General features: G+C 68.5%; 18 protein-coding genes. 17 read left to right on the top strand and 1 reads right to left on the bottom strand.

The genetic code is table 11. The annotated features are described in order from the left end of the window. Positions 1 to 219 precede the first annotated feature (219 nt). Together WIX41_RS08525 and cydB are read left to right on the top strand one after the other, a co-directional pair. Positions 220 to 1,617, top strand: a complete 1,398-nt coding sequence (locus WIX41_RS08525) for a cytochrome ubiquinol oxidase subunit I (RefSeq protein WP_339446652.1) — start codon at positions 220 to 222, stop codon at positions 1,615 to 1,617. A 1-nt stretch (position 1,618) separates the two neighbouring features. Beyond that, positions 1,619 to 2,632 (top strand): cytochrome d ubiquinol oxidase subunit II, encoded by a 1,014-nt coding sequence (cydB, locus tag WIX41_RS08520; RefSeq protein WP_409187348.1) that lies wholly within the window; start codon positions 1,619 to 1,621, stop codon positions 2,630 to 2,632. A gap of 57 nt (positions 2,633 to 2,689) precedes the next feature. Here cydB and WIX41_RS08515 read toward each other — a convergent pair whose 3' ends face one another. Further along, positions 2,690 to 3,712, bottom strand: coding sequence for a hypothetical protein (locus WIX41_RS08515; RefSeq protein WP_339446651.1), 1,023 nt, complete (start codon positions 3,710 to 3,712; stop codon positions 2,690 to 2,692). A gap of 179 nt (positions 3,713 to 3,891) precedes the next feature. Here WIX41_RS08515 and WIX41_RS08510 point away from each other — a divergent pair, with 179 nt between their 5' ends. Genes WIX41_RS08510 through WIX41_RS08440 form a run of 15 tightly spaced genes read left to right on the top strand, consistent with a single transcriptional unit; the run spans position 3,892 to position 17,859 of the window. Beyond that, a complete protein-coding gene (locus tag WIX41_RS08510) occupies positions 3,892 to 4,626 on the top strand; it encodes a beta-ketoacyl synthase chain length factor (protein ID WP_339446650.1) in 735 nt (244 codons plus the stop codon). Continuing rightward, on the top strand, positions 4,619 to 5,422 hold the full coding sequence (locus tag WIX41_RS08505) for a lysophospholipid acyltransferase family protein (protein WP_339446649.1): 804 nt from the start codon (positions 4,619 to 4,621) through the stop codon (positions 5,420 to 5,422). Before WIX41_RS08510 ends, WIX41_RS08505 begins: the two co-directional genes overlap by 8 nt. Beyond that, positions 5,409 to 5,669: a phosphopantetheine-binding protein gene (locus tag WIX41_RS08500; protein WP_339446648.1), complete on the top strand. Its 261-nt coding sequence runs from the start codon at positions 5,409 to 5,411 to the stop codon at positions 5,667 to 5,669. The genes WIX41_RS08505 and WIX41_RS08500 overlap by 14 nt, the downstream gene beginning before the upstream one ends. Before the next feature lie 19 nt (positions 5,670 to 5,688). Next, entirely contained in the window at positions 5,689 to 5,946 is a 258-nt protein-coding gene (locus WIX41_RS08495) for an acyl carrier protein (protein WP_068854458.1), read from the top strand. A 22-nt stretch (positions 5,947 to 5,968) separates the two neighbouring features. Beyond that, positions 5,969 to 6,520: a hypothetical protein gene (locus WIX41_RS08490; protein WP_339446647.1), complete on the top strand. Its 552-nt coding sequence runs from the start codon at positions 5,969 to 5,971 to the stop codon at positions 6,518 to 6,520. Beyond that, a complete protein-coding gene (locus tag WIX41_RS08485; protein WP_339446646.1) occupies positions 6,513 to 8,201 on the top strand; it encodes an AMP-binding protein in 1,689 nt (562 codons plus the stop codon). The genes WIX41_RS08490 and WIX41_RS08485 overlap by 8 nt, the downstream gene beginning before the upstream one ends. Continuing rightward, entirely contained in the window at positions 8,194 to 8,970 is a 777-nt protein-coding gene (locus WIX41_RS08480) for a glycosyltransferase family 2 protein (protein WP_339446645.1), read from the top strand. Before WIX41_RS08485 ends, WIX41_RS08480 begins: the two co-directional genes overlap by 8 nt. Next, positions 8,967 to 9,914, top strand: coding sequence for an acyltransferase (locus WIX41_RS08475; protein WP_339446644.1), 948 nt, complete (start codon positions 8,967 to 8,969; stop codon positions 9,912 to 9,914). Before WIX41_RS08480 ends, WIX41_RS08475 begins: the two co-directional genes overlap by 4 nt. Further along, positions 9,904 to 11,466 (top strand): HAL/PAL/TAL family ammonia-lyase, encoded by a 1,563-nt coding sequence (locus tag WIX41_RS08470; RefSeq protein WP_339446643.1) that lies wholly within the window; start codon positions 9,904 to 9,906, stop codon positions 11,464 to 11,466. The genes WIX41_RS08475 and WIX41_RS08470 overlap by 11 nt, the downstream gene beginning before the upstream one ends. Next, positions 11,453 to 11,875, top strand: a complete 423-nt coding sequence (locus tag WIX41_RS08465; RefSeq protein WP_339446642.1) for an acyl-CoA thioesterase — start codon at positions 11,453 to 11,455, stop codon at positions 11,873 to 11,875. Before WIX41_RS08470 ends, WIX41_RS08465 begins: the two co-directional genes overlap by 14 nt. Then, a complete protein-coding gene (locus tag WIX41_RS08460; protein ID WP_339446641.1) occupies positions 11,872 to 12,498 on the top strand; it encodes a LolA family protein in 627 nt (208 codons plus the stop codon). The genes WIX41_RS08465 and WIX41_RS08460 overlap by 4 nt, the downstream gene beginning before the upstream one ends. Before the next feature lie 4 nt (positions 12,499 to 12,502). After that, positions 12,503 to 14,851, top strand: coding sequence for an MMPL family transporter (locus WIX41_RS08455; protein ID WP_339446640.1), 2,349 nt, complete (start codon positions 12,503 to 12,505; stop codon positions 14,849 to 14,851). Between the two features lie 43 nt (positions 14,852 to 14,894). Then, positions 14,895 to 16,136, top strand: coding sequence for an NAD(P)/FAD-dependent oxidoreductase (locus tag WIX41_RS08450; RefSeq protein WP_339446639.1), 1,242 nt, complete (start codon positions 14,895 to 14,897; stop codon positions 16,134 to 16,136). Then, positions 16,124 to 16,675: a DUF3261 domain-containing protein gene (locus WIX41_RS08445; protein ID WP_339446638.1), complete on the top strand. Its 552-nt coding sequence runs from the start codon at positions 16,124 to 16,126 to the stop codon at positions 16,673 to 16,675. Before WIX41_RS08450 ends, WIX41_RS08445 begins: the two co-directional genes overlap by 13 nt. After that, positions 16,672 to 17,859 (top strand): beta-ketoacyl-[acyl-carrier-protein] synthase family protein, encoded by a 1,188-nt coding sequence (locus WIX41_RS08440; RefSeq protein WP_339446637.1) that lies wholly within the window; start codon positions 16,672 to 16,674, stop codon positions 17,857 to 17,859. The genes WIX41_RS08445 and WIX41_RS08440 overlap by 4 nt, the downstream gene beginning before the upstream one ends. Positions 17,860 to 17,861 lie beyond the last annotated feature (2 nt).

Genomic DNA, 17,861 nt, shown 5'->3' with positions numbered 1-17,861 from the left:
TGGCCCTACGAACCGTTACGTGCGCAGGACGATTCGGATGAAGGACCGTAGAGCCACGCCCTGCGTGGCTGCTCCAGGCGGCAGGTCTGAGCAACCCGCCCACCTTGCACTGTGTTCCACCTGCGACCGATTGATGCAGCGCGTCACCCGGTCGCATGTGCCTTTCACGGATACCGGCCCAGACTGGTGCGGATTCCAGAGAATGTGCGGAGGCGTCGCTTGGACGCGTTGTTGTTGTCGCGGATCCAGTTCGGGTTCGTCATCAGTTTCCATGTGCTGTTCCCGGCCTTCACCATCGGCACCGCCAGCTGGCTGGCGTTCGTGGAAGGCCAGTGGCTGCGCACCCGCAAGCCGATCTGGCGCGAGCTGTACTTCTTCTGGCAGAAGATCTTCGCCGTGTCCTTCGGCATGGGCGTGGTCAGCGGCATCGTCATGGCCTTCCAGTTCGGCACCAACTGGCCGCGCCTGAGCCAGGTGGCCGGCAGCGTGATCGGGCCGCTGCTGACCTATGAGGTGCTCACCGCCTTCTTCCTGGAGGCCAGCTTCCTAGGCGTGATGATGTTCGGCTGGGGCAAGGTCTCGCCGCGCCTGCACTTCTTCTCCACCTGCATGGTGGCGCTGGGCACGCTGGTGTCCACGTTCTGGATCCTGTCGTCCAACAGCTGGCTGCAGACCCCGGCCGGCCACGCCATCATCGATGGCATCGTGGTGCCGCAGGACTGGTGGCAGGTGGTGTTCAACCCCTCCTTCCCGTACCGGCTGGCGCATATGGCGCTGGGCTCGTTCATCACCACCTGTTTCGTGATCGGCGGGGTCGGGGCGTGGTACCTGCGCAAGGGCACCCACGTGGAGGCCGGGCGCACCATGCTGCTGGCGGCGGTGGCCTTCGCCGCGCTCACGGTGCCGGTGCAGATCTTCGTGGGCGACATGCACGGCCTGAACACGCTCAAGCACCAGCCGATGAAGATTGCGGCGGTGGAAGCGCACTGGCACGCCGAAGGCGAGGGCGAAGGGGTACCGCTGGTGGTGTTCGCCGTGCCCAATGAAAAGGCCGAGCGCAACGATTTCGAGATCGCCATTCCGCGCCTGGGCAGCCTGATCCTGACCCATTCGCTGGACGGGACGTTCGACCCGCTCACCTCCGTGCCGGCCAGTGAGCGGCCGCCGGTGGTGCCGGTGTTCTTCGCGTTCCGCATCATGGTCGGGCTGGGCACGCTGATGCTGCTGCTGGCCTGGGCCTCGGCGTTCCAGTGGTGGCGCGGCCGCCTGCTGGAATCGCGCTGGCTGGTGCGCGGCTGGAACTGGATGCTGCCCAGCGGCTTCATCGCGCTGGTGTCGGGCTGGTTCGTCACCGAAATGGGCCGCCAGCCGTGGGTGGTGTACGGGGTGCTGCGCACCGCCGACGCGGTGGGCCCGCAGAGCGCGTGGATGACCGCGCTGTCGCTGGGCGTGTACATCGTCGGCTATGCGTTCGTGTTCGGCTGGGGCATCTGGTACCTGGTGAAGATCATCCGCACCGGGCCCAAGCCGCACGACCAGCCGCCGCCGATCGAAGACGGCAGCCATACCCCGGCGCGGCCGCTGTCCGCTGCCGACGAACCGCTGGAGGAGCGCTGACATGGAGATGACGACCTGGCTGCCGGTGGCATGGTTCGCGGTGATCGGCTTTGGCGTGCTGATGTACGTGGTGCTGGATGGCTTCGTGCTGGGCATCGGCATCCTGGCGCCGATGGCCGAGGATGAAGAACAGCTCGACGTGATGATGAATACCGCCGCGCCGATCTGGGACGGCAATGAAACGTGGCTGGTGCTGGGTGGGGCAGGGCTGATGGCGGCCTTCCCCAAGGCGTACGCGGCGTTGTTGTCGTCGTTGTACCTGCCGGTGCTGCTGCTGGTGGTGGCCCTGGTGTTCCGCGGGGTGGCGTTTGAATTCCGCTTCAAGGCGCACCGCTCGCGCCGGCTGTGGAGCGTGGCGTTCGGGCTGGGCTCGCTGCTGGCCGCGTTCGCCCAGGGCGTGATCCTGGGCGCGCTGGTGCAGGGCCTGCAGGTGGTGGACGGGCAGTACGTGGGTGGGGCGTTCGGCTGGTTCAGCCCGTTCTCGATGCTGACCGGCGCGGCGGTGGTGTTCGGCTATGCACTGCTCGGCAGCACCTGGCTGATCCTGAAGACCGAAGGTCGCGAGCAGACCATGGCGCGCACCCTGACCCGGCCGCTGGTGGTGGCGGTGATCGTGTTCATGGGGCTGGTCAGCGCGTGGCTGCCGTTCCTGGATTCGCGCCTGATGGCGCGCTGGTTCAGCGACGGCAATTTCTGGTGGCTGTCGCCGGTGCCGCTGCTCACCCTGGGCGTGGCGGTGGCGCTGTGGCGCAGCGCCATGCACCCGCGCCGCGACCTGCCGCCGTTCCTGCTCACCCTGGCGTTGTTCGTGCTCGGGTTCATCGGCCTGGTGCTGGGCATGTGGCCCTACCTGCTGCCGCCGAGCATGACCTTGTGGCAGGCCGCTGCGCCGGCCTCGTCGATGGGCTTCAGCCTGGTCGGGCTGGTGGTGCTGCTGCCGGTGATCCTGGGCTATACCGCGTGGTCGTACCGGGTGTTCCGCGGCAAGGTCCGCGCGGGCGCGGGGTACCATTAGCAGCGGGGCAGCGCCCCGCTCTACGCGTAGTGCCGGGCTCTGCCCGGCAGCTTTTCGTTACCCGTGCAGGCCTTCGATCTCGACCAGCAACTCGGCCCGGCACACCTCGGCATGCAGCACCACGAACGCCGGTGAACCCGGCAGCTGTGCCATCCGCGCGGCAATCGCCGGCATGTCCTCCACCCGGCGCACGTACACCTTCAACACGGATCCGGCACCCAGCCTGGCCGACAGCGCTGGCCGTTGCAGGCGCGCGGCATCCACCAGGCTCTGCAGGTTGGTCAGGGTCTCTTCCAACTGCTCATCCACCGAACCGGTGTGTTGCGACACATGCCCCACGATGGCGGCGGTGCCCGACTGCAGCAACGGCAGGCCGGTGGCCAGCGGCGGCAGCAGCGCACGCGAGAAGCTGGGCGACTGCGGGCCATACTGGCGCGGGTAGCGGAAGGCGCTGACCTGGCGCGGGTTTTCCAGCGGCAGCCCCGCCTCGCGTGCGGCCAGCCAGTACACCTGCAGCCGGCGCACCCCATCGAAACGGCCAATGCAGGTGGCCGCCGGCAGCGCCGCTTCGTCCAGCTCGCGCAGGCCGCGCACCCGGCCCACGCAGAAGCGCCGGTAGCGCTCCTGGTCACCGTCGCCTTCGGTCACCGCATCCAGGTAATTCCAGGTGCGCAGCAGATGCGGGAACCCGCAATTGGTCAGAGAACCACTCATTCGAGCGTAGGCATCCGCAGCAGCGGATTCGATATCGCCCTCGATCTCGTCAATCTCGATCGCGCCGAACAGCAGCGTGTCGTTGGCCGACCAGCGCACGCCATCGCGCACACCGTGCTGCACCGGCGCGGCGCCCTGCCAGATTTCGATCTGCGCCGGGCCCTGTTCGGCCAACGGCACCTGCAGCCAGCGCGGGTCGTCGCAGGGCGCGGCATCGGCCGAAAACCCGAACACGGCCAATGTGCGCGGGTCGGCAAGGGCGGCGTCGCGTTCAGCGGCCGGGGCGTAAAACGCACGGAACAACGCGGCGTCTGCCGAGGGAGAAAGGACCTGCGCGGCCGCCAGGCTGTGGATCGTGCTACTCATTTCAGATTGTGAAAGCTGCCAGTGCCGAGGGTGTCATGATAGCGTGCGCTGCTTTCGCGGCGTGCCCAGACACGCCGGACGATGTCGAAGACAGGCGTGGGCCGGCTGGAATGGGGGAGCCGGTCCGCGTTGCCGCCATGGCTCGTGTTGTCCAGGTGCCCATAACCATGTTGGCGTGAATGATCGAGTTCTCTGTTGTGGATTGGTCGGCCTGGGCACCGGGACTGACCACGAAATCGGATTGGCAGGCGTGGGCCCAGGCACCGACCTTGCCTGAAGGCGCCGACACGCCCGCGTTGCCGGAAGTGCCGGCCATGCAGCGCCGTCGCATCGAACGTCTGGGTCGCATGGCCATCCAGGCGGCCTGCTGGTGCGAGCAACCTGATGACGCCGGCCAGGTGCCGCTGGTGTTCGCGTCCCGCCACGGCGACGTCGCCCGGTCGATGGAACTGCTGGACACCCTGCGCCAGGACGCCGCGATGTCACCCACCGGCTTCGGCCTGTCGGTGCACAACGCGGTGGCCGCGCTGTATTCGATCGCGCGCGGCCAGCGCGGCAACTACCTGGCCTTGGCCGGCGGCCGCGGCACGGTGGAGGCCGCCTGCGTCGAAGCCTTCGGCCTGCTTGCCGACGGTGCCCCGGAAGTGCGCGTGATCGCCTATGAATCGCCCTTGCCGGCGGTGTATGCCGGCTTCGCCGACGAGCCCGATCCCTTCTTCGCCTGGTGCTGGCGGCTGGCCCGGGCCGATGTGCCGGGCACCCGGCTGTCGCTGGGCTGGGGCCGGGGCGGGCAGGACAGCCCGCCGGGCGCGCTGCCGCACAGCCTGGAGGCGCTGCGCTTCCTGCTGTCCGGGGAACCGGCCCTGCAGTTCCAGGCCGACGGCCAGCAGTGGTCCTGGCAGCGCCATGGCTGAGCGCTGGCCCGCCCGCCTTGACCACGCCTGGCGCGTGGTCGGTACCGGTCTGAGCTTTGCCGCCTTCGGGATCGGCGGGCTGCTGCTGGGTGGGCTGCTGTTTCCGTTGCTGTTGCTGGTCCGGCATACAGCCCGGCGGCGCACCCTGGCGCGCCGGCTGGTCCAATTCAGTTTCGCCAGCCACGTCGCCCTGATGCGTTGGCTGGGGGTCATGACCTATGAGATCCGGGGCGCGGAACGCTTGCAGCGCAACGGTCTGCTGATCCTGGCCAACCATCCCACGCTGATCGATGTGGTGCTGCTGATCGCCCAGCTGCCCAATGCCGACTGCGTGGTCAAACACGCTGTCGCACGCAACCCGTTCATGCGCGGCCCGGTCCGCGCGGCCGGCTACGTGACCAATAGCGACGGGGCCGGGCTGATCGATGACTGCATCGCCGCCGTCCACGCCGGGGGCAACCTGGTGATCTTCCCTGAGGGAACCCGGACCGTGCCGGGCCAGCCGCTGCGGCTGCAGCGCGGGGCCGCCAATATTGCCGTCCGTGGCCAGCTGGACATGACGCCGGTCAGGATCACCTGCACCCCGCCTACCCTGACCAAGGGCCAGAAATGGTATCGTGTGCCATCACGGCGTTTTCACGTTCAGCTGGAAGTCGGGGAAGATCTCCCGATCGCCCCCTTCCTGACGGGGGCCGACGACACGCCCAAGGGGGATGCCTTGGCGGCCCGGCGCGTGACCGATCATCTTGCCCACTACTTTGACTTCGCTGGAGAACCAAGCCGTGCAGGCACTTGAGCACGAGATCAAGGAATTGATCATTTCATCGCTTTCATTGGAAGACATCACTCCGGACGATATCGACACCGCCGCCCCTCTGTTCGTGGAAGGGCTGGGCCTGGATTCGATCGACGCGCTTGAACTTGGTTTGGCCCTGCAGAAAAAGTACGGTGTCAGCCTGTCCGCCGATTCGGAAGAAACCCGTCGCCATTTTTCCAGCGTCCGTGCACTGAGCGAGTTTGTCGCCGCACGTCAGCCGTCGTAACGGCGTGCCAGGATTTGCCATGACCAAGAACGAACTTTTCGATCGCATCGTCAAGATCCTCAAGGACAGCTTTGAGATCGAACCGGTGCGCATCACGCCCCAGGCCCGTCTGTACGACGACCTGGACATCGACAGCATCGATGCCGTGGACCTGATCGTGCAGCTCAAGCCCTTGCTGGGCCGCAACCTGCAGCCGGAAGCCTTCAAGGCGGTCCGCACCGTGCAGGACATCGTCGATGTGGTGCATGGGCTGCTGCCCGGGCAAGCGGCCGCCTGACGGCCGCCGCTGAAGATCGACCATGGTCCGGGTACGCGTCGCGGCGTTTGCAGTGCTGTCGCTGGTGTACCCGCTGGTGGTGTACCTCTCGCTGGGCCGCTTCGAGCCGCGCTGGATGGCGTTGCTGCTGTTCGCCCTGGCCGCGCTGCGCGCGCTGACCACCCGCCAGCCGGTGTGGTGGGTCGCCGCCGTCGGTGCCGGCCTGCTGGCGCTGCTGGCCACCGCCTTCAACCAGGCCCTGCCGCTGAAGCTGTACCCGGCGCTGGTCAATGCGGTGATGCTGGTCATCTTCGCCACCAGCCTGCGTTTCCCGCCCAGCGCGGTGGAGCGCCTGGCGCGGTTGACCGAGCCGGAACTGCCGCCGTTCGCCGTGGTCTATACCCGCCGTGTCACCCAGGTGTGGTGCGGCTTTTTTGTTCTCAACGGGGGCCTGGCCCTGGTCACGGCGTTCTGGGCCTCCAACCAGGTCTGGGCGCTCTACAACGGATTGTTGGCGTACGTGATGATGGGTGTCCTGTTTGGCGGTGAATGGCTGGTGCGGCGGCGGGTGAAGGCGGCGCATGCGCATGGCTGAGTGGATCGCGCTTGATCGGTTGGCGCAGCTGCCCCAATCCGACCGCATCGTCGGCATCGACGCCGACGGCCGCGTCGTGGCCCACCCGCAGTTCCGCGAGCGGGTGCTTGGCTGGCAGCGGGCGTTCGCCGCCGCGCCGGGCTGCGACTGGGCCCTCTACTTCGACGACACCCTGGACTTTGCCGCCGCGCTGTTCGGCGCCTGGCATGCCGGCAAGCGGGTGTTCCTGGGCGGCGACAACCTGCCGGCCACCCTGGAGGGGCTGCGCCCGCGCGTGGCCGGCTTTGCCGGTGACGTGCCGGCGCGGTACGCGCCGCTGCAACCGGCCGAGGCTGTTGATCCGGACGCTGTGCTGGCGGCGCTGGACGAGGACGCGCTGGAGCTGGTGGTGTTCACCTCCGGCAGCACCGGCGCGCCCAGCGCGATCCGCAAGCGCATGCGCCAGCTGACCCGTGAGGTCGACGCGCTGCAGGCCGCCTTCGGCGAACAGCTCGACGGCGCGCAGGTGCACGGCACCGTGTCGCACCAGCACATCTATGGCCTGCTGTTCCGCGTGCTGTGGCCGCTGGCGGCGGGCCGCGCGATCCAGCCACGCCGTTTCTTCCATGAAGACCTGGTCAGCGCGCTGGCGCAGCAGCCGTCGGTGCTGGTCGCCACCCCGGCCCATCTCAAGCGCCTGCCCGAACAGCTGGACTGGTCGTCGCTGGACGGCCGGCTGCGCGCGGTGTTTTCCTCTGGCGGCCCGCTGCCCAGCGAGGCTGCGCTGCAGGCGCGCGCGCTGCTCGGCGTGGCGCCCACCGAGGTATTCGGCAGCAGCGAAACCGGTGGCATTGCCTGGCGACGCTGGAGCGCTGAACAACCGCAGTGGCACCCGCTGCCGGGCGTGTCCTGGCGGATCGAGGATGGCTGCCTGGCGGTGTCCTCGCCGCACCTGGCCGACGCCACCTGGTGGCAGACCCAGGACCGCGTCGAGGCCGATGCCGGACGCAGCTTCCGCCTGCTCGGGCGGGCCGACCGCATCGTCAAGATCGAAGAACGCCGGGTCTCGCTCGACGCGCTGGAACAGCAGCTGCGCGCACACCCGCAGGTGCAGGACGTGCGCGTGCTGGTGCTGCCGGGCGCGCGCGAGCAGCTTGCCGCCGTGGTGGTCCCACAGGGCGGTGGCGTGGCGCAGTGGACCGATGCGCAGCGCCGACAGCACGCGCAGCTGCTGGGCGCACACCTGGCCCACAGCCATGACGCGGTAACCCGCCCGCGACGTTGGCGGTTCATTGATGAGCTGCCGTACAACGCACAGGGCAAGATCACCGCTGCTTCGCTGGCAGCGCTGTTCCGGCCGCTGCTGCCGGCGGCGCAGTGGCAGCAGCGCGATGCGGACGCGGCGCTGCTGGTGCTGCCGCTGGACCCGGACCTGATCGCCTTCGACGGTCACTTCCCGCAGGCGAAGATCCTGCCCGGCGTGGTCCAGCTGGACTGGGCCATCCACTACGCGCGCGAAGCGTTCAGCATGCCACCGCGTTTCGAACGGATGGACGCATTGAAGTTCCAGCACGTGGCCCGCCCCGGCGACCGGCTGCAGCTGGCGCTGGGCTGGGATGCGCTCAAATCGGTGTTGAGTTTCCGCTACATGTCCGAACATGGCGTGCATGCCAGCGGCCGGGTGGTGTTCGGCGATGCATGAGCAGCCGTCCGTCCCGGCGTTTTCCACGTTGGTGGTGATTCCGGTCTACGACCACGAACACGCCATCGGCGCGGTGGTGCAGGGCGTGCGCGCCAGCGGGCTGCCGTGCCTGCTGGTGGATGACGGTTCGCACCCGGCCTGCGCGCAGGTGCTGCAGGCGCTGGCGCACGCGCACCCGGAGCAGGTCACGCTGCTGCGCCTGGCCGTGAACCAGGGCAAGGGCGGGGCCATGGTGGCCGGTTTCGCCGAAGCAGCACGGCGCGGTTTTTCGCATGTGCTGCAGATCGATGCCGATGGCCAGCACGATCCGGCCGACATTCCGCGTTTCCTGGCCCTGGCCATGCAGCACCCACAGGCCGTCATCTGCGGCATTCCGGCCTACGACGACAGCGTGCCCAGGGCGCGCCTGTATGGCCGTTACGCCACCCACATCTGGGTCTGGATCAATACACTGTCGCTGCAGATCCGCGATTCGATGTGCGGCTTCCGGCTGTATCCGCTCGCCCCCGTCACCCGGCTGGTGGGCGAGGAAACCATCGGCCGGCGCATGGATTTTGACAGCGAAATCCTGGTGCGGCTGTTCTGGCGCGACGTGCCGGTGATCAGCGTGCCCACCCAGGTCACCTATCCCAGCGATGGCGTGTCGCACTTCGATGTGTGGCGCGACAACGTGCGCATCAGCTGCATGCACACCCGGTTGTTCTTCGGCATGCTCCGGCGCGCCCCGCGCCTGCTGTGGCGCCGCGTCGCGGGAACCGCAGCGGCATGAACGCGCCAGCACCGGCCAACGCCCCGCACTGGGCCGACCTGGGTGAATCCACCTCGGCCGCCGGGGTACTGTTCCTGTGCTGGGTGCACCGCTGGTTCGGGCGCTGGCCGTTCCGCCTGTGCGTATACCCGGTGGTGCTGTGCCACTGGTTGGGCAATGGCGTTGCGCGGCGGGCCTCGCTGCAGTACCTGCAGCGGCTGCAGGCGCACACGGGGGTGCTGGGCGGTACGCCCGGGCGCTGGACCAGCCTGAAGCACTTCGCACTGTTCGCCGATACGCTGCTGGACAAGCTGCTCGGCCTCGGCGGGCGCTACCCGCCCGAGCGCATCCACCTGCAGCGCGACCTGATGCTGGAAAAGATCGCGCGCCGCGAAGGCGGGCTGATCCTCACCGCGCACATCGGCTGCCTGGAACTGTGCCAGGTGCTGGCCGAGCAGGTGCCTGGCTTCCACATCACCGTGCTGGTGCACACCGCGCATGCACAGCGCTTCAACCGGCTGATGCAGCGGCTCGACCCGCTGGCGTCGGTGGAGCTGATGCAGGTCACCGACATGGGTCCGGCCACGGCCGTGGAACTGCAGCGCCGCGTCGAAGCCGGCGGCTTCGTCGCCATCGTCGGCGACCGCATACCGCTGCGCGGCGGGCGCACCGTGCCGGCGCCGTTCCTGGGCCACACCGCGCAGTTCCCGATCGGCGCCTATGTACTCGCCTCGGCGCTGGGTTGCCCGGTGTACACCATGGCCTGCCTGCATGAAGGCAAGGGTTACCGGGTGCGCTTTGAGCACTTCAGCGACCGCATCACCCTGCCGCGCGGCTCGCGCGATGCCGCGCTGACCGCGCAGGCCGAACATTTCGCCCGGTGGCTGGAACGTCAGGTCACCGAAGCCCCTTTGGACTGGTTCAACTTCTTCCCCTTCTGGGATCAGGCATCTCATGGCACGTAATGCAGGCTCCACCCCGGCCCGGACCCTCCGCTTCGGCGATGCGCCGCTGACCATCGAAGACGTGGTCGCGCTGTCGCAGGGCAAGGCCGCCGCCGTCGTCAGCGACGACCCGGCGTTCACCGCGCGCATCCAGCGCGGCGCCGATTTCCTCGACCGCCTGCTGCGCGAAGACGGGGTCATCTACGGCGTGACCACCGGTTACGGCGATTCGTGCACGGTGAACATTCCGCCGGCACTGGTGGCCGAACTGCCGCACCACCTGTTCACCTACCACGGCTGTGGCCTGGGCCGCTTCCTGGACGAACAGGAAACCCGCGCGGTGATCGCCGCGCGCCTGGCCTCGCTGGTGCGTGGCATGTCCGGGGTGAGCCATCCGCTGCTGCAGGGCCTGGCCACGCTGCTGCGCCACGACGTGCTGCCGCTGATTCCGGCCGAAGGCTCGGTCGGCGCCAGTGGCGACCTCACCCCGTTGTCCTACGTGGCCGCCGTGCTCTGTGGCGAACGCGAGGTGATGTACCAGGGTGCGCGCCGCCCGGCCGCCGAGGTGCTGGCCGAGATCGGCATGGCGCCGCTGCGGCTGCGGCCCAAGGAAGGCCTGGCGATCATGAACGGCACCGCGGTGATGACCGCGCTGGCCTGCCTGGCCTACGACCGCGCCGATTACCTGACCAAGCTGGCGACCCGCCTGACCGCCTTCAATGTGCTGGCCAGCGACGGCAACGCGCATCACTTCGATGAAATGCTGTTCGCCGCCAAGCCGCACCCGGGCCAGATGCAGATCGCCGCGCGCCTGCGCGACGACCTGCACAGCGACCGCCCGCCCCGCAACGAACAGCGCCTGCAGGACCGCTACTCGCTGCGCTGCGCCCCGCACGTGATCGGCGTGGTCCAGGATGCGCTGCCGTTCCTGCGCCAGTTCATCGAAACCGAACTCAACAGCGCCAACGACAACCCGCTGATCGACGCCGATGGCGAGCGCATCCTGCACGGCGGCCATTTCTACGGTGGCCACATCGCCTTCGCCATGGATGCGCTGAAGAACACCATCGCCAACCTGGCCGACCTGCTCGACCGCCAGCTGGCCCTGGTGGTGGACGCACGCTTCAACCACGGCCTGCCGGCCAACCTGTCGGCCTCCACCGGTGAGCGCGCGGCGATCAACCACGGGCTGAAGGCGCTGCAGATCAGCGTATCGGCCTGGACCGCCGAAGCGCTCAAGCAGACCATGCCGGCGTCGGTGTTCTCGCGTTCCACCGAATGCCACAACCAGGACAAGGTCAGCATGGGCACCATCGCCGCGCGCGACTGCCTGCGCGTGATCGAGCTGACCGAACAGGTGGTGGCCGGCATGCTGATCGCCGCGCGCCAGGGCGTGGCCCTGCGCGAGCGGGTCGGCATGAACGCCACCCTGCACGGCGACCTGGCCGCCATGTACCAGGACCTGTGCGAACGCATCGCGCTGGTCGAAGAAGACCGCGCCCTGGACGGCGAGCTGCGCAGCCTGCTCGACGATATCCGTGGCCAGCGCTGGAGCCTGTATGACCGCCCCTGACCTGAGCTTCGAGGTCGCGCTGTCGCCGACCTTCCACGACTGCGACCCCATGCACGTGGTGTGGCACGGCAACTACTTCAAGTACTTCGAAATCGCGCGCTGCGCGCTGCTGCAGCGCTACGACTACGACTACCCACAGATGCGCGATTCCGGCTACCTCTGGCCGGTGGTCGACGCGCGCGTGAAGTACATCCGCCCGCTGCTGTACGGCCAGGCGTTGCGCGTGCGCGCCAGCATCACCGAGTGGGAAAACCGCCTGAAGATCGCCTATGAAATCCTCGACGCCAACAGCGGCCAGGTGCTCACCCGCGCCCACACCATCCAGGTCGCGGTCGACGCGGCCACCAACGAAATGCTGTACCTGTGCCCGTCGGTGCTGTGGGAACGGCTGGGAGTGCAGGCGCCATGATTCGTTTCCTGCGCACGCTGGGCGTGCTGATGCTGCTGGCCGTGGCCAGCCCGGTGCTGGCCGCGCCGGCCACCGATGTGGACCTGGTCAAGCAGCGCGTGGCCAAGGTCAACGTCCTGCGCGGCGAGTTCAGCCAGGACAAGCAGGTGGCCGGGTTCAAGAACCCGCTGCGCTCGCAGGGCCGCTTCGTGCTGGCCCAGGACCGCGGCGTGATCTGGACCACGCTCAAGCCGTTCCCGTCCGAAGTGGTGGTCACCCGCGACCGCATCCTCAGCCGCCAGCGTGATGGCAGCAGCCGGGTCGAACTGGATGGCCGCCAGCAGCCGGCGATGCGCTCGGTCAACGCGATCATGTTCGCGCTGATGAGTGGCGATGCGCAGGCGTTGTCGGCGCAGTTTACGGTGAAGGTCGACGCACTGCCGGACAACGGCTGGCGCATGCACCTCACCCCGCGCTCGCCGATGCTGGCCAAGGTGTTCAGTGCGCTCGAACTGAGCGGTGACCGCTACGTGCGTGAGGTGCAGATCACCGAAGCGAACCAGGATGTCACCCGCATCCATTTCGCCGCCCTGAGCGAAACCCCGGCGCAGCTGAGCGCCGACGAGGGCCGCCGGTTTGAATGAGTCGTTGAATTCGGCCTGGCGCGAGAACGGCCGGCTGCAGCGCACCTGGCGCTGGCTGGCGCTGGCATGGCTGCTGGTGCTGGTCGGGCTGGGCGTGCAGCAGTGGCAACTGTGGTCGAAGGAGTCGCGGATCGACACCGACATCCTGGCGCTGCTGCCGCAGGACGCGCACGACCGCCTGTTGTCCGACGTGACCCGGCGCATCGCCGATGCCAATTCGCGGCAGATCGTAGTGCTGCTCGGCAGCGCCGACGGCGCGGCGACCAAGGCGGCCGAACAGGCCTTCCGCCAGACCCTGCGTGACGACGCCGACGGCAAGGCGATGTTGCAGGAAAGCGGCTCCATCGAAGGTTGGTTCGATCAGGCACGTGCGTTCTACGCGCCGTATCGCGACCGCCTGCTGACCGACCAGCAGCGCCAGCGCCTGCAGGACGAGTCTGCAGGCAGCCTGTCCGAATCCGCGCTGGCCGCGTTGTACGGCCCGATGGGGGCACCGCGCCTGACCGAATGGCGGCAGGACCCGCTGTCGCTGTGGCCGCAGTGGTGGCAGGAACGCGCGCTCGGTTCCGGCCTGCGCATGGGCGAGGACGGCCTGCTCGAAGCCGACGGCAAGCACTGGTCGGTCATCCAGTACGAAACCCTGGGCTCGGCGTTCCAGCTCGACGGCGAACGCCATATCGACGTGCTGCTCGATACCGCCACCGCTGCTGCGGCAAAACATGCACCGGGGCTGGAGGTCCTGCGCGCCGGCGTGCCGCTGCACGCCGAAGCCGCCGCCGTGCAGGCCAACCGGGAAATCAACACCATCGGCTGGGGCTCGCTGGCGGCCGTGCTGCTGCTGGTGTGGCTGGCGTTCCGCTCGCTGCGCCCGATCCTGCTGGTGGCCGCCTCGCTGCTGATCGGCTGCGGCGTCGCGCTGGCGGTGACCGTGCTGGTGTTTGGCAAGGTGCATGTGCTGACCCTGGTGTTCGGTGCCTCGCTGGTCGGCGTGGCCGAGGACTACGGCATCCACTGGTTCGCCTCGCGCCAGGCCGAGCCCGCCGACCGCCGCTGGAAGCTGCTGCGGCACCTGCTGCCCGGCCTGTGGCTGGCCCTGGTGACCAGTGCGCTGGCCTACCTCGCGCTGGGCCTGGCCCCGTTCCCTGGCCTGCGCCAGATGGCGCTGTTCTCGGTGGTGGGCCTGGCCGGTGCGTTCCTGACCGTGATCTTCTGGTTCCCGTGGCTGGATGGCGGCGAGATCCGCAGCACCCGTTTCGCGCGTTGGCTGGGCGCCACCCTGGAGCGCTGGCCGCGCCTGCACGGGCGCCGCCCGGTCGGCCTGTTCCTGGGCGTGGTGGTGGTGCTGTCGGGCCTGGGCATGATGCGCCTGACGGCCGACGACAACCTGCGCAGCCTGCAGTCCTCGCCGATGTCGCTGATCAACCAGCAGATCCGCATCAGCCAGATGCTGGGCATGCCCAGCCCGGCACAGTTCTACCTGGTGCAGGGCGATACCGCCGAACAGGTGCTGGAACGCGAAGAAGCGCTGATCGAACGCCTGCGCGTACTCTCGGCCAACAAGCAGATCGGCGGTTATCGCGCCATCAGTGACTGGCTGCCGTCGGTGCAGCGCCAGCATGCCGATGCCGCGCTGACCGCACGGGTCGAACCGCAGGTGCTGGCCGCCGTGGGCGAAACCGTGGGCGAAACCCTGCAACGCCCGGCCTACGCGGCGCAGGACCTGCAGGCCGAGGCGTTCCTGGCATCACCTGCCGCCATGCCGTTCCGCCACCTGTGGCTGGGGGGCGTGGGGCAGGGCATGGCCTCGGTAGTGATGGTCGATGACCTCTCACGCGCCGATGCGCTGACCCTGCTTGAAGCACAGGCCAAGGGTATCGACGGCGTGCGCTGGGTTGACCGCACCGCCGATTTCTCCGCGCTGCTCAAGCACTACCGCAAGCTGATGAGCGCGCTGCTCCTGGTCGGCATCGTGCTGGTGTTTGCGGTGCTGTACTGGCGCTACCGCGCGCAGGCCTGGCGCGTGTTCGCCCCGACCCTGGCCGCCGGTGCGCTCACCCTGGGCCTGCTGGGCCTGTTCGGTCAGCCGCTGCAGCTGTTCAACATCCTGGCGCTGATGCTGCTGCTCGGCATGGGCATCGATTACGGCATCTTCCTGATCGAACACCGTGGCGATGCCAGCGCCTGGCTGGCGGTCTGCGTGGGCGCGGCCAGTACCTGGCTGTCGTTCGGCCTGCTCGGCCTGTCGGCCACGCCGGCGCTGCGCGCGTTCGGTCTCACCCTGCTCTTCGGCATCGGCCTGGTCTGGTTGATCTCGCCGCTGTTCCGACCCCCGCCACACGACGCACCGCACTGAGCGACCGCGCCGGACCCTCACTTTTCAGATCAAGGACGCATCGATGAACGCAGCACTGGAAACAACCGAAATCCTGGTGATCGGCGCAGGCCCCGCCGGTTCCGTGGCCGCCGCCATGCTGCGCCAGCAGGGCCGCCAGGTGTTGATGCTGGAGCGCCAGCAGTTCCCGCGCTTCTCCATCGGTGAAAGCCTGCTGCCGCAGAGCATGGAATACATAGAAGCGGCCGGCCTGCTGCAGGACGTGGTCGAAGCCGGGTTCCAGTACAAGAACGGCGCGGCCTTCGTGCGTGGCGAACGCACCACCGAGTTCGATTTCCGCGACAAGTTCTCGCCGGGTTGGGGCACCACCTACCAGGTGCAGCGCGCCAACTTCGACGAGGTGCTGGCGCGTGGCGCCGAACGCATGGGCACCACGCTGCGCTTCGGCGATGAAGTGCTGTCGGTCGAGCCGGGCAGCCCGGCGCGCGTGCAGGTGCGTCGCCCGGATGGCAGCGAGTACACCATCGAAGCCGGCTTCATCCTCGATGCCAGTGGTTTCGCGCGGCTGCTACCGCGCCTGCTCAACCTGGAATTGCCGTCGAACTTCCCGGTGCGTGGTGCGATCTTCTGCCACGTGCGCGACCACATTCCGGCCGACGCCGGCTTCGACCGCAACAAGATCCTGATTACCACCCATCCCGAACACGTGGACGTGTGGTACTGGACCATCCCGTTCTCCAACGGCTGCTGCTCGCTGGGCGTGGTGGCCGAGCCGAGCTTCTTCGAAAAGTACGAAGGCACCGACCTGGAGAAGCTGCAGGCCATCGTCGGCGAAGACCCCAACCTGACCGGCCTGCTCAGAAATGCCGAATGGGCGGTGCTGCCGGTGCGCACCATCACCGGTTACTCGGCCAACGTCAGCTCGTTGTGGGGCGAAGGCTACGCGCTGCTGGGCAATGCCGGCGAGTTCCTCGACCCGGTGTTCTCCTCGGGCGTGACCATCGCCTTCAAGTCCGCCCAGCTGGCCAGCCAGTGCCTGGCGCGCCGCCATGCCGGCGAGCAGGTGGACTGGGAGCGCGAGTTCGCCATCCCGCTGCGCGCCGGGGTGAAGACTTTCCGCCGCTTCGTGGAAGCGTGGTACGCCGGTGGCTTCCAGAAGATCATCTACCACCCCGACCAGCAGCCCGACGTGCGCCGCATGATCTCCTCGATCCTGGCCGGCTACGCCTGGGACACCAACAACCCGTACGTGGCCGATGACAGCGGCCGCCGCCTGCGGGTGCTGGAGGAACTGTGCACCGGCTGATCCTGACGTTGCTGTTGAGCGTGCTGCTGGCCGCCTGCGCCAGCACCCGCATGCCCGCCCCGCTGGTGCAGTTGCCAACCCTGCAGTTGGCGCCATCGGCATTGGCCGAACCGCTGCAGTTGCAGCAGCGCCTGCAGTTCCGCTTCGGCAGCCACGAGCGCGAGCTGGATGCGCTGCTGGAGGCCGATGGCGAGCAGGTGCGGCTGGCGGTGCAGGCCATGGGCCAGACCGGCGTGCGCATGGTCTGGGACGGGCGCACCCTGGAACAGACCCGCGCGCCGTGGTTGCCGCCGCAGGTGCGCGGCGAGCGCGTGCTGGACGACCTTCAGTTTGCGTTGTGGCCGGCCGATGCCATCCGGGAGAAGCTGCCGGCAGACTGGCGCCTGGTGGAGGCCGGCGGTGGCCGTCGCCTGGAGCAGGGCGGCAAGGCGTGGCTGGTGCTGGAACCGCTGGAGGGTGGGCGCCTGCGCCTGCGCAACCTGGCCGAAGGCTATGAACTGCTGATCGAATCGTTGGACATGGGACAGGCACAACAGTGAGCAGTACCACGGTATATCTGAATGAGCTGGGCGTGGTCTGCGCACTGGGCAACGGGCGCGCGCAGGTGCGCGAGGGCCTGTTCGCCGACCAGCCCGGCGGCCTGCGCGACAACGACCGCATGATCGCCGGCCGTACCCTGGCGCTGGGCGAAGTGAGCGTACCGCTGCCCGATCTGTCCGCACTGCCGGTGGAACTGCGCGGGCGCAACAACGCACTGCTGGAAACCGCCCTGCTGCAGATCCGCCCGGCGGTGGACGCGGCCATTGCGCGGTATGGCGCCGAACGGGTCGCGGTGATCATCGGCACCAGCACCTCGGGCATCGGTGAATCCGAAGCCGCGCTGCGCCTGCAGGCCGAGGAGGGCCGCTGGCCGGACGACTTCCACTACGCGCAGCAGGAGATGGGCACCTCGGCGCGCTTCGTGCGCGAGCGGATCGGCAGCGAGGGTCCGGCCTGGACCCTCTCCACCGCGTGCTCGTCCAGCGCCAAGGCACTGATGTCGGCCGCGCGCCTGCTGCGCGCCGGCGTGGTGGACGCAGTGGTGGCCGGCGGTGCCGATTCGCTGTGCCGCTTCACGGTAGCCGGCTTCTGCGCCCTCGAATCGGTCTCGGCGGCACGCTGCAACCCGTTCTCGCGGCACCGCAACGGCATCAACATCGGCGAGGGCGCGGCGTTGTTCCTGATGACCCGCGAACCGGGCCCGGTGCGCCTGTCCGGCTGGGGCGAATCCTCCGACGCCCATCACATGTCCGCGCCGGACCCGCAGGCGCGCGGCGCTATTGATGCCATGCAGCAGGCGCTGGACCGCGCCGGGCTGGCGCCCGACCAGATCGACTACGTGAACCTGCACGGCACCGCCACCGGCCACAACGACGCCATGGAAAGCCTGGCCGTGGCCACGGTACTGGGCACGCAGGTGCCGGCCAGTTCCACCAAGCCGCTGACCGGGCACACCCTCGGTGCCTCGGGCGCGATCGAAGCGGCGCTGTGCTGGATGACCCTGGCCGACAACCCCGAGCAACGTCTGCCGGCGCACTGGTGGGACGGTCAGCCCGACGAGGCTTTGCCGGCGTTGGCCCTGGTCGCCCCCGGCACGCGCACGGCACAGCCGCTGCAGCACGTGCTCAGCCACTCGTTCGCCTTCGGCGGCAGCAATGCCGTGCTGGCACTGGCGCGGGGCTGACC

This window comes from Stenotrophomonas sp. AB1(2024) (assembly GCF_037482345.1).
Lineage (GTDB): Bacteria > Pseudomonadota > Gammaproteobacteria > Xanthomonadales > Xanthomonadaceae > Stenotrophomonas.
The sequence above is the reverse complement of the archived record's forward strand: the minus strand, read 5'-3'. Positions and strand labels throughout refer to the sequence as shown.